This window comes from Martelella limonii, from assembly GCF_013344475.1.
GTDB lineage: Bacteria > Pseudomonadota > Alphaproteobacteria > Rhizobiales > Rhizobiaceae > Martelella > Martelella limonii.
The window spans coordinates 534351-546442 of the sequence record NZ_JABUOU010000001.1; the positions used below are offsets into that span (position 1 = coordinate 534351).

Below are 12092 nucleotides of genomic sequence, written 5' to 3' on the forward strand. Positions count from 1 at the left end.
GCCGATGGCCGGTATCGACTTCCTCATCCGCAATGCCCGCCTCTCCGGAGGCGAGACGCCGGTGGATATTGCCTTTGCCGGCAGCCGCATTGCCTCCGTTGCAACCGGCATCGCCTGCGATGCGCCTTCGTTCGATGCCGGCGGCAGGCTCGCGACCCCGGGACTGACCGAAACTCATATCCACCTCGACAAGGCGGGCATCATCGGTCGTTGCGCCCTGTGCGAGGGCACGCTGTCTGAGGCGGTGCGCGAAACCGCGAAGGCCAAGGCGGCCTTTACCGAAGAGGATGTCTATGCCCGCGCGGCAAAGGTGGTCGAACAGGCCATAGCCCACGGCACAACGGTAATGCGCACATTCGTGGAGATCGACCCACGCGCGGGCTTTCGCTCCTTCGAGGCGATCAAGGCGATCCGCCGCGACTATGCCGATGCGATCGAGATCATCATCTGCGCCTTTGCCCAGGAGGGGCTGACGAATGATCCGGGCACGGAGGAGATGCTGGCCGAGGCGCTGGCAAAGGGCGCCGATCAGGTCGGCGGCTGCCCCTATACCGATCACGATCCGGCAGCCCATGTGAGAAAGATTTTCGACCTTGCCGAGCGCTTCGGCGTCAATGTCGATTTCCACGTGGATTTCGACCTGAAGCCGGAGGGTTCCAATCTCGGCGTGATAATCGCCGAGACGAAGAAGCGCGGCTATCAGGGCCGTGTCTCTGTCGGGCATGTGACCAAGCTTTCAGCGCTTGCCCCCGAGGCATGCGCGGCAGCGCTCACCGAGCTTGCCGAAAATGGCATCGCCCTGACGGTGCTTCCGGCGACGGATCTCTATCTGAACGGTCGGGAATTCAACCATCTGGTGCCGCGCGGCGTGACGCCGGGCCACAGGCTGATTGCGGCAGGCGGCGTTGCGACGCTCTCGACCAATAATGTCCTCAACCCGTTCACCCCCTTCGGCGATGCCTCCCTGATGCGGATCGCCAATCTCTACGCGAACATCGCCCAAATCGGCACGGCCGGGGAGCTTCAAACCGTCTATGACATGATCAGCGGCCAGGCGGAGCGCCTGCTCGGACGCGAACCCTCGCAGATTGCGGCGGGGGCGCCCGGCACTCTGGTGCTGCTCGATGCCGAAACGCCGGCGCAAGCCGTGGCAACGATCGCGCCGACGATTTGCGGCTGGCGCAACGGTCGAAAGACATTCGAGCGGCCACGACCACGGCTGTTCTGTGCACCCGACGGACCTTGAATTTTCGAGAGACGCCGCACGGCACGCGAATTGCATGGTTCTCGTTTGGGAGACCGTTTTGCGCTTGTGAAAGGCGTCTTGCATGATCACGGATCAGGACGGCACGATTGATGTTCGATTTTTACGCACGACCTTCCTTCTGTTGAGCGAACAGAATGTCTCACGCGTTGCCGGAAAGCTCGGCCAGAGCCAGCCCTCGGTGAGCGCGGTTCTCAAGCGCGCGCGCCATGTTTTCGATGACCCTCTGCTGGTCCGGAGCGGGCAGGGCATGGCTGTCACGGAACGCGGCGAGGCCGTGCGCGCCTCGCTGTGTCGAATCCTTGCCGAACTCAGCGAAACCATCAGTCCGGAAGAGGCGTTCGACGCCGCCACCACGGCCTTCGCCATGCGCGTTTCGGCGATGAGTTGTTTAAACGGCTTCCTTATACCGCCGATTGCCGAGCGGCTGCGCAGAGAAGCGCCGCTGGCCTCGATCGATTTCTTTGCGCCAGCCGAGAGCGATGACCTGACCGAGCAGCTCAGTTCCGGCGCTACCGACCTGCTTGTCGCCAACTGGCCGTCGCCGCATGAAAGCCTGCGCTCCAGCACGATCTTCGATTGCGAGACGGCCTGCATCGTCAATGCGGATCATCCTTTTGCAAACGCCGGTGAAATGTCGATGGAAGCGTATCTCTCCCTGCCGCACCTGTCCATCGGATCCGTCGTCCGTCCGGCCTTCAGTCCGATCGGCGGGCGTCTCAAGCAGCTTGGCGTCAATCGCCAGGTGGCGCTTTCCGTGCCCGAATATGCATTGGTGCCGCCCGTCATTGCCCGCACGGATCTGGTCTTCACCACGGCGCGGCCCTATGCCGATTTCGTAATGGAACGCTATCCGGATTACGATCTGCGCGTTGTCGGCGCGCCGCGCGAGTTCGGCAATATGCGGCTTTATCTCCTTTGGCACGAGCGGGCGCACAAGAGCGTGGCGAACAGGTGGGTGCGCAATCTTATTCGTGATGTTTCAAAGCGGTACGGAGCGGATCTGGAATCACATCCGACGCCTGCCGCCATGACCGGTCTTGCCGCATTCGCCGGAGTATAAGCGCACGCCTATACCGCATATAAGACTGGGCATAATTGCCGAATATCAACCGACATGATCATATCGTAGGCATAAATTGTGATTGCATAAAACTTAGTCTGGTTGTTCAGCCGTGCCCGAGCCATGCCACTCGCGCCGCCGGCGGAGCTTTTCCCGGACCACGGATGGAAGGAATTCGGAAATGCCGCTGAAATCGCATTGGTGGTGGGACCACACGACCAAAGACTTCACCGACATGGACATGTCGGAATTCGTCGCGATCCTGCCGGTGGCAGCCGTCGAGCAGCATGGCCCGCATCTGCCGGTCCGGGTCGATTCCGCCATCAATGCCGGCATCATCAACCGTGCCGTCGAGATCATGCCGGACGATATGAAGGTTCTGGTTCTGCCGATGCAGGCGGTCGGAAAGTCGGTGGAACATCTGGAATATCCGGGCACGCTGACGCTGTCCTACGAGACGCTTGCGCGGCTCTGGTTCGAGATCGGCGAGAGCGTGGCGCGCGCCGGATGCAAGAAGATCATCTTCGCCAATTCCCATGGCGGCCAGCCGCAGGTGATGGAGATCGTCTGCCGCGAGCTTCGCATCAAATGCGGCATGTTTGCCGTCTCCTCATGGGTGTCCGCTGGCGCCAGCCAGGCCGATCTTTACAGCGAGCACGAGTTGAGACACGGCATTCACGGCGGCGAATCCGAAACCTCGACCATGCTCCACCTCCATCCCGAACTGGTTGACATGCAATATGCCGACGATTTCCAGCCGATGTCGGTGGAAATGGAGCGCGGCAAGCAGGTGCTGACGGCGGAAGGGCGGATCGGCTTTGGCTGGCAGACCCAGGACCTGCACCCCTCCGGAGCCTGCGGCAATGCCGCCGCCGCTGACGCAGAGCGCGGCAAGATCCATGTCGAGCGCTCGGCTCAAAGTCTTGTGGCGCTGGCCGAGGAGGTTCTCGCCTTCCCGATGGAACGGCTCACCCAGAAAACCATGTTCAAGGGCTGATCGCTTGCTGGCACGAAATCCGACATCCGCGATCTCAAGAAGCGTCGAGCACCTCACCTTGAAAGACGGTGTGGCGCTGGCGGCGGATGTCTACCGCCCGGCGGGTGAGGGGCCGTGGCCCGTCCTTTTGATGCGCCAGCCCTATGGCAAGGAAATCGCCTCCACCGTCGTGCTTGCCCACCCCTCCTGGTATGCCCGCCACGGCTATGTCGTGGTGGTGCAGGATGTGCGCGGCATGGGCGCGTCGGAAGGTGATTTTGATTGCCTGCGTCAGGAATTGAGCGATGGCGCGGAAACGGTGGCTTGGGCGAAGGTCCTTGATGACGCTAACGGCAAGATCGGACTTTACGGCTTCTCCTATCAGGCGATCACCCAATATCTGGCGCTTGCCGGCGGCGCAAAGGTGGATGCCATGGCGCCGGCCATGGGCTCCTTCGCGCCGGCAAAGGATTGGGCCTATGAGGGCGGTGCGCTGCGCTATGCCGGCATGGTCGGCTGGGCGCAGCAGATGGCGCTGTTGAAGGCCGCGCATGACGGCGACCGCGAGACCCACTCGGCCTTGTCCGCGCTTGGCGGTCTGGAAGAAACGGCCCGTTACCTCAGTGGCCGCCCGAAGCTTTCCCACCTCAAGCGCTGGCTGGACAATGCCGAAAACGACTGGGATCAGGTTTCTCCGCAACGCCTGCTGAAGGGCCGCGCGCTCGATATTCCGGTGCTGCACACCGGCGGCTGGTATGATTTCATGCTGGAAGGTACGCTTGCCGCCGACCGGGCCTTTCGCACGGCGTCGCCCGCGACTGCGCATCTTGCCATCGGCCCATGGACGCATATGCCGTGGAACGGGACGATCGGGGGAGCGCGCATGCCTGAAGCCGAGACCTGGTCCGTCGACCGCGCCAATGTCGCCTTCTTCGATTTCTATCTGAAGAACAAGGGCAATCCACCGCCCGCCTTCACCCTTTTCGATATCGGAGACCGTCGCTGGAGAACCTTCGATCGGTGGCCCGCGACCTCACAAAAGACACTCGCGCTTGCCTCCGGCGGGCTTGCCGCGACGCTTGTCAATGACGGCAGGCTTGCCGATATGGCGGAGAGCACCGAGGGCGAGGATGTTCTCGTCAGCGACCCCTTCCGCCCGGCGCCGCTTGTCGGCGGTCATATGGGCGACCCATCAGGCTTTGCCGATCGGGCGACGAGCGACGATCGGTCCGACGTTGCCGTCTATACCACAGCGCCCTTCGCGCAGGAATTCACCCTTTGCGGGCCCGTCAGGGCCGACATCACCATCTCCACTGAAGCACCGGCCTTCGATCTCGTTGCAACGCTCTCTCTGGTCACCCCCTCGGGAAGCGCAAACGTGATCCAGACCGGTATAACCCGGACAAAAAATACGGGTTCGCCGGTGAGCGTCGGTCTCAGGGCTGGATTTGTCACAGTGCCGGCGGGCTTCAGCCTCCGCCTGTCGCTGCAGGCCGCAGCCTGGCCCGCCTTTTCTCTCCATGCACAGGACCCGGCCGATGCCGGCGAGATGGACGCAAAGCCGTTGACGCTTGCGATCCGCCACGACGCCAGCCGTCTTGTGATTTCCGTTTTGAATGAGGATACCGTCCATGGCGCCTAAGCCTTATCTCTCCCTCGACAATGTTTCGGCGACCTATGGCGATACCACGGCTGTCTCGGGCCTGACGATCGAGGTGCCGAAGGGCGAGCTTCTGTCGCTTCTCGGCCCGTCCGGCTGTGGCAAGACGACGACGCTCAGGATGATCGCCGGTTTTGTGGAGCCCTCAGGCGGTCGCATCATCCTCAATGACAAGGACATCAGCCACAAGCCGGTGCACAAGCGCAATATCGGCGTGGTGTTCCAGTCCTATGCGCTGTTTCCGCATCTGACCGTGATCGACAATGTCGGTTTCGGTCTTCGCATGCGCAATGCCTCGCGGGCCGAATGGCGGGAGAGGGCGGCGAAGACGCTGGAAACCGTCGGCCTCAGCCCCTATGCCGATCGCTATCCCAGCCAGCTTTCCGGCGGTCAGCAGCAGCGCGTCGCCCTTGCCCGTGCACTGGTGATCGAGCCGGACGTACTGCTTCTGGATGAGCCGCTGTCGAACCTCGACGCCAATCTCAGGGCCGATATGCGCAACGAAATCCGTTCGCTGCAGCAGCGACTCGGCATCACCACCATTTTCGTCACCCATGACCAATCCGAAGCGCTTTCGATGTCGGATCGCGTTGCGGTGATGAGCAAGGGCGTGATGAGCGAGATCGGTACGCCGCTTGCCCTTTGCGATGCACCGAAGAGCCCCTTTACCGCGACGTTCCTCGGCCACCGCACTGTAATCGACGGCAAGGTGGAAAACGGCGTGTTTTCGGCCCCCGGCATCACCTGTGAAGGCGCGCCGGAAAAGGCCACCAAACTGGTGCTGCGCGCCTCGCGCCTGCGCATCGGCGAGAACCATTCTCCGCTTTCGGTTTCGGGCACGCTCGTCAATGCAGCCTATCTTGGCGAGACCTATGAGGCCGATATCCAGGCTGCCTGCGGCATGATCCGGCTTGTCGTTCCCTCCGACACGCCGCCGCCGCCGGTCGGCACTGCCTGCCGGGTCACCGCCGAACCGGGCGGGACCACCTTTATCTGAAAAACATAAAACCAGGAGAACAGCAGTCATGAACATCAAGAGACGTTCCTTCAATACAATGATTTTGGGCGGCGCTGCCTCGCTTGCTGCTCCCTATTCCTTCGTTCGCGCCCAGACGCCGGACCCGAAGCCCGGCGATGAACTCGTCGTCGGCATCTGGGGCGGCACCCAGGAAAAGATCGTCAAGCAGTATATCGAGCCGGTTCTGGTCGACAAATACGGCTGCAAGATATCCTACGTGCTGGGCGGCACCGTCGAGCGTCGCGCCCGCGCCTATGCCGAGCGCGGCCGTCCGAGCTTCGACGTGCTCTACCTCAACATCTTCGAAAGCCGTCAGGCGGTGAAGGACGGCGTCACCCAGCCGGCGACCGATGCCGTCGAAAACGCCCAGTATCTCTACCCGATCGCCAAAAAGGGTGGGTACGGCGTTGCCATCAACCCTTGCACCATCGTCTACAACAAGACCAAGGCTTCGGCCCCGATTACCTCATGGAAGGACATGTGGAAGCCGGAATGGCAGGGCCGGATTGCCTGGCCGGACGGCCTCGGCGCCGAAGGCATTTCCGCGCTGATGATGTCGACGCTTTCCTGGTTCGGAGACCAGACCAAGATGGCGCCGGAAGGTTTTGACAAGGTCAAGGAACTCAAGCCCTTTGCCGCTATCCAGGGCAGCCAGGCGCAGCTTTTCGACATGTTCGATCAGGATATCGCCGATCTTTCTGTTGAGTTCGGCAGCTTCTGCGAAAAATACATCGAGGAGCGCAATCCTGACTTCGCGCTCGCCGATCCGGAAGAAGGCAAGGCGCTCGCCATGAACGTCGCTTGCATTACCGAAGGCACGAAGAACCAGAAGCTGGCGGAAGAGTGGATCAACCTGCATCTGTCGCCGGAGGTCATGCTCGCCTATGCCAAGGAAATCTACTACTCGCCGACCGTCGACAATGTCGATATCCCGGCTGATCTCAAGAGCAAGCTTATCATGCCTGACCAGATCGACACGCTGGTGGACTTCGACTGGGATTACATCAATGCCAACCGCAACAAATGGCAGTCCATCTACGACCGGGAGATCGCCGGATGAGGAAATGGCTTGGGCCGGCGCTTTCAGCGCCGGTCACCATCTGGCTCATGATCGCTTTTGCCGCGCCGCTTGTCGCGGTGGTATTCCTGTCGCTGCATGAATATTCCGATCCGTTCGGTCCGCTGATCCAGTCGCCCTCGCTGCAGCAGTTCATCGATATCGCATCCGACAGTTTCTACTATCGGGTGGTGTTCGAGACGATCTGGCTTTCGCTCGCCGTGACCATTGTCTCTGCGCTGCTCGGCTATCCCGTGGCCCATTGGCTGGCGCGCATGCCCGGCAAATACCGCGCCTTCGCCTTTGCCATCGTTCTCATCCCGCTTTTGACCAATGTGGTCGTGCGTTCCCTCGGCATCATTCTTCTGCTGTCGCCCGAAGGGCTGATGAACATCGTCACAGGCTGGTTCGGCATTCCGCCGGTCAAGACCATGCTGTTCAATCATGGCGCGGTGATCGTGGCGCTGACACAGGTGTACATGCCCTTCATGGTGCTGGCGCTCTATGATAATCTGCAGAATACATCGCCGCGTGTGCATGAGGCGGCGCAGAGCCTTGGCGCGTCGCCTGCAATCCGATTTATGACTGTCGATCTTCCGCTTTCCTTGCCCGGGCTCAAGACCGGCACGATCGTGGTGTTCCTGCTGTCGTCGACTTCCTATGTCTCGGCCACCATGCTCGGTGGCAAGAAGGTCTGGACCACCGGCATGCTGGTGCTGCAGGAGGCCATGCATAACCTCAATACCTCGCTTGCCGCAGCCCTTGCGCTGGTGATGACGCTGACGGGACTGCTGTTTGCCGTGCTGGCCACCATCGCGCTCAACCGGCTGATGACCTGGCGCTATGGCGGCAAGAGCCGTCCGGTTTCGCTTCCGCGCTTTGTCGAGCCGGTGGTCAATCTTGCCGGTCCCGTTGTTTCCCGGCTGTTTTTTGCCGCCGCCATTGTGCTGCTGCTTCTGCCGCTCGGTCTCGTCTTCGTCCAGAGCTTCAACGATGTCGAACTGGCAACCGCTGCCGGCTTCAGGGGCTTCACGTTGCGTTGGTATCACGAGGTTTTCGTTTCGGGCTACTACACCGATTCCTTTGTCGTCTCGGTCAAGGTGGCGCTTGCGGCCCTTGTCGTCTCGCTGATCATCGCGGTGCCGGCGGCCTTTGCGCTGGCGCGGTTTCCCTTCCGTGGCCGTTCGGCGCTGCTCGCCTTCTGGCTGCTGCCGTTGACGTTGCCGCATGTGGCGCTTGGCGTTGGCATGCTGAAACTGCTGCAGATCTATGTGGCGGTGCCCGCTTTCATTGGCCTTGTCGCCATTCATGTGGTCGTGATCCTGCCCTTTGCGATCACGCTTCTGACCGCTTCGGTGATCGGACTTGACGAGGCCCAGGAAGAGGCGGCTGCAAGCCTCGGCGCCAATGGTTGGAAGCGTTTCCTGCTGGTGATCATGCCGGGGCTGATGCCGGGCCTGTTCGCCACCTCGATCGTCGGTTTCCTGCTGAGTTTCGACGAAGTTACCGTGACGAGCTTTCTGACCACGGCGCGGCTGACGACACTGCCGGTTCGGCTCTATGCAGAGGCGTCGTTCGAGTTGAGACCGACGGCACACGCGCTCTCCTCGGTGCTTATCCTGCTGACCGTCGTACTGCTTGCCATTGTCGGCCGCTTTGTCCGCCTCGACAGGCTCTACGCACGGTAACCCGAAATGACCGGTCGGCTTCGGTCGGCCGGTCAGTCCGTCATGTCCCGCATCACGGCCCTGGTGTTTTCGACGAAGACGCTGGCAAAGTCCGAGATGTTCCGGCGACCGCCGATCAGCATCAATTGCTGGGTGTCGGACTGGAACTCCCTGACCAGCACATAGACGAGGCGGCCCATGCGGCTTTCGAATGCAATATCGAAGGGTGTCAGGAAGGTGAGGTAACCTTCGCTCATCGCCAGATGGCGCATCATCTCGATCGAATTGGCCTCGACCGAAAACGATATCTGCAGATTGGATCGTGCAAACACCTGTTCGATATGGGGGCGACGGGGTTTTCTTCCAGAACCGCGGCGCTGGCTTCTCACTTTTGCCCGGCCCCAACCAACTGGCGCCTGGAAAACACCCGTTCCACACGCTCAACCCCGCGCTTGCGCATCTGAAAGATGGCCGCGTGATCACCTATGGCATGATGGGCGGGGAGGGCCAGCCGCAGACCCAGGCCGCCGTGTTCTCGCGCCGCGCTGGTTGCTTGGTCGCACCTGGGGGAGGAGGCCACGACGTTGAAGCTTGAGGATCGGTTTGATCCGGCACTCGTCGCGGCGCTGAAGGAGGCCGGCCACGATGTCGAAATTCTGTCTGCTTACAGAGATGCTGACGGTCACGCAGGTGCCGTGGTGTTGCACGAAAACGGGCTGATGGAAGCGGCAACCGATCCGCGCGCGGATGGCCTGCGCTGGTGGATTGATACCGTTCAGGCCTCATGGCGCGTGCTGAGAAGACCGTCGATGACATTTCTGTTGGCCTTTTGGCGACCGATCAATGATGTTTTCCGAGGCGGCTATTGAAGGCGCGGCAGGGCGAGGTCGAAGCGCGCCGCAGCGGCCGTATCGTTGGCGGCGCGGGCGTTTTGCGCCGTATCGAGATCGCCGTCGATATCGGCCTCCGCTACAAGGCCGATTATGCCGGTTCGCTCGCCCATCCCGCGCCCGATCTGATGCAGTCCTGGACGCGGGTGCTCGACTGCGCGGTGCGCTCCACAGGGCTGAAACGCATCCTGATCTTCAACAGCCATGGCGGACAGGCGGGGTTGCTTGCCGCCGTCGCGCTCGACCAGCGCGTGCGCCACAACATTCTGGGTGCCTATGCCACCTGGTTCGATGCCGGCTATCCCGAAGGGCTTTTTACCGAGGCCGAGATCCGCACCGGCTTTCACGGCGGCGATATCGAAACGTCGCTGATGCTGGCGCTGCACCCGGAACTTGTCGTGACGAAAAACCTTTGTGACTTTCCGTCATCGGTCGATGAAATCGAAGCAGGCGCCGGGCAGCTTTCCGCCTATCCTGGCGGCGGGCGCGTCGGCGGCCTGGGCCGGAAGGCGCAGGACCTCAACTCTGACGGCGTGACCGGCGATGCGGGCCGGGCAACGGCCGACAAGGGCAGGGCGCTGCTGGAATATACGGCGCAGCGCCTCGCGACGTTGATCACGGACCTGTCAAACGCCCCGATGCCCTCGGACAACCGGCCGCCTGGAAAATATCGCGCTTGAGGACTGGGTGCCGATGGGCACCATTGCAGCAGCCTCCGCCTCGATGCCGACAACACCCCTCCGCGAGCGTTGCCCTCCGGCTTGCCCCACCGCTTTACGGTTTAAATTCATAGACAAGTTCATGTCATTGATTTTGCTCGCTTTCAGGTGTTTCCAGGCGTGCTGGACACGAGCAGGCGGTCAATGTGATGCAAAAACGACGAAGGTCGATTAGATTTCGAAGCTCTTCATGTCTAATGCATTGATGATGTTAAAGTAAATTAATTATCAGAGTAGATCGCATGGCGGAGGAGGTGTCCGTCGATCTGATATCGGAGAGGTTAAAAAATTAATGATTACAGTACCATATGTTTTAAAGTGTTGAGATTTGTGTAGCATTATGTGTAGCAAAACAAAACATGATCGCAAAGATACCTTTCGAGGCGACGCAGGCGAAGGCGGTCTCTCCTAGGGGTGACATCGTGCTCCGCGGCTACCGCGATCAGCGTGTCGATGATCGCGGTCCGTTGCGCACTGTCGCAAACATCATGGCCCGAAGCCGATTTGCTAACGGCTCCGTTTAAACGGCGCGCTGATCCGCGTGTCTACGCTCAATGTTGCGTTCGCCGTCGATGCAAAGCCATTGCTCAAAGCAGGCCAGCGATCTCCGACCTGCTCTGCACCGGGTCTCAGTCGTCATCACGATGGTGTTGTCACGTTAACGTTGCCGCGCCGAGAGGTGCCAGATGTTCCTGGCTTTTCGGGCGGTGCTTGGAACTGAAATTGAATGTAAGCATTGTCGAAATCTACGACCAACCCGAAACGTCGGCAATCGGGGACCGGTTAACGTGACACCGCCCCGTTGCGTAGTCCCATCGCGGTGTCGCGCAAGGACCGCGTCTAGACCTGTCAGTGCCGCCATTGCCGTACATGGTCGACGAGCGCCCTCAGCTTTGGCGCCATGTGCTTTCGCTGAGGGAAATAAAGCGAGAAGCCCGCAAATGGCGGCAGATATGTCTCCAGCAATGGCATCAGCGCGCCACTGTGGAAGTGCTCATCGAAACACTCCCAGGGGCCGAATGTGATACCGCCATCGGCGAGGGCGAGCCGCAGCATGAGACGCAGATCATTCGTGGTCACTTGCGGATTGACGGCGACTTCAAAGGGATGGCCGTCTTCGAAAATTCCCATCGCCACGGTGCGATCTCGGGCGCAAGGCGCCAGCCTATACAGCGGTGTGTGAGCAGGTCGCGCGGATGCGTCGGCACGCCGTTTCGGGCTAGATAAGCAGGCGCTGCCGTTGCGATCTCCCGCTGTGGTCCGCCGACGGGCACGGCAATCATGTCCTGTTCGATCACTTCACCCAGCCGCACGCCTGCATCATAGCCATGGGCAACTATATCGAACTCCTCATCCGTCACCGTCACATCCACGGTAACTGAGGGGTATTTCTCGGTGAAACGCGCTAGCAAAGGCCCATACAGAAACGGTTCGGCGATGGAGGTTACCGCCAGGCGAAGCCTCCCGCGCGGCAATGCGTCGCGTGCTTCGAGCGCAATGCGAACCACATCCATGGGCTCGCGCAGCTGATCCACCAGCCGTTCACCTGCCTCGGTCAATCGCACTGAGCGGGTTGTTCGCATGACTAGATGCTGCCCCAATTCACCCTCCAGCCGCTTGACTCCCTGGCTGACGGCGGAGCGCGTCACACCCAACCGGTCTGCGGCGGCGCGAAAGTTGTGCTCTTCGGCAACAACCAGCAGCAGCGGAAGAAGGTTCAGATCCATTGTCCAGTATCACTAACCAATTCGTCTATTGCAAAGGGAATTCCAAAGGCA

Annotated in this window: 9 protein-coding genes and 2 pseudogenes; 9 read left to right on the forward strand and 2 right to left on the reverse strand. The window is 60.8% G+C overall.

The features are described 5' to 3' along the window. Positions 1 to 4 precede the first annotated feature (4 nt). From HPQ62_RS02535 to HPQ62_RS02565, 7 genes are all read left to right on the forward strand, one after another. Positions 5 to 1246 carry an amidohydrolase family protein gene (locus HPQ62_RS02535; protein ID WP_174800921.1) on the forward strand — a complete coding sequence of 414 codons (1242 nt, stop codon included), beginning with the start codon at positions 5 to 7 and terminating at the stop codon, positions 1244 to 1246. A gap of 82 nt (positions 1247 to 1328) precedes the next feature. Further along, positions 1329 to 2327: a LysR family transcriptional regulator gene (locus tag HPQ62_RS02540; RefSeq protein ID WP_174800922.1), complete on the forward strand. Its 999-nt coding sequence runs from the start codon at positions 1329 to 1331 to the stop codon at positions 2325 to 2327. A 181-nt stretch (positions 2328 to 2508) separates the two neighbouring features. After that, positions 2509 to 3324 carry a creatininase family protein gene (locus HPQ62_RS02545; RefSeq protein WP_174800923.1) on the forward strand — a complete coding sequence of 272 codons (816 nt, stop codon included), beginning with the start codon at positions 2509 to 2511 and terminating at the stop codon, positions 3322 to 3324. A gap of 58 nt (positions 3325 to 3382) precedes the next feature. Continuing rightward, positions 3383 to 4945: a CocE/NonD family hydrolase gene (locus tag HPQ62_RS02550; RefSeq protein WP_244629523.1), complete on the forward strand. Its 1563-nt coding sequence runs from the start codon at positions 3383 to 3385 to the stop codon at positions 4943 to 4945. Next, the gene (locus HPQ62_RS02555) at positions 4935 to 5960 is read left to right on the forward strand and encodes an ABC transporter ATP-binding protein (protein ID WP_174800925.1); all 1026 of its coding nucleotides are present in this window, start codon (positions 4935 to 4937) and stop codon (positions 5958 to 5960) included. The genes HPQ62_RS02550 and HPQ62_RS02555 overlap by 11 nt, the downstream gene beginning before the upstream one ends. Before the next feature lie 28 nt (positions 5961 to 5988). Then, on the forward strand, positions 5989 to 7041 hold the full coding sequence (locus tag HPQ62_RS02560) for an ABC transporter substrate-binding protein (protein WP_174800926.1): 1053 nt from the start codon (positions 5989 to 5991) through the stop codon (positions 7039 to 7041). Continuing rightward, entirely contained in the window at positions 7038 to 8726 is a 1689-nt protein-coding gene (locus HPQ62_RS02565) for an ABC transporter permease subunit (protein WP_174800927.1), read from the forward strand. Before HPQ62_RS02560 ends, HPQ62_RS02565 begins: the two co-directional genes overlap by 4 nt. Positions 8727 to 8758: 32 nt before the next feature. On the opposite strand, the gene HPQ62_RS02570 is transcribed toward HPQ62_RS02565, so the two are convergent. After that, positions 8759 to 9037: a type 2 periplasmic-binding domain-containing protein gene (locus HPQ62_RS02570; protein WP_342343666.1), complete on the reverse strand. Its 279-nt coding sequence runs from the start codon at positions 9035 to 9037 to the stop codon at positions 8759 to 8761. A 20-nt stretch (positions 9038 to 9057) separates the two neighbouring features. Here HPQ62_RS02570 and HPQ62_RS02575 point away from each other — a divergent pair. Further along, positions 9058 to 9457: pseudogene (locus HPQ62_RS02575) on the forward strand (gamma-glutamyltransferase); the annotation flags it as partial. Between the two features lie 113 nt (positions 9458 to 9570). Beyond that, positions 9571 to 10275: a creatininase family protein gene (locus HPQ62_RS02580; RefSeq protein ID WP_174800928.1), complete on the forward strand. Its 705-nt coding sequence runs from the start codon at positions 9571 to 9573 to the stop codon at positions 10273 to 10275. Between the two features lie 888 nt (positions 10276 to 11163). Here the strand turns inward: HPQ62_RS02580 and HPQ62_RS02585 are convergent. Further along, positions 11164 to 12041: pseudogene (locus HPQ62_RS02585) on the reverse strand (LysR substrate-binding domain-containing protein). Between the last annotated feature and the right edge of the window lie 51 nt (positions 12042 to 12092).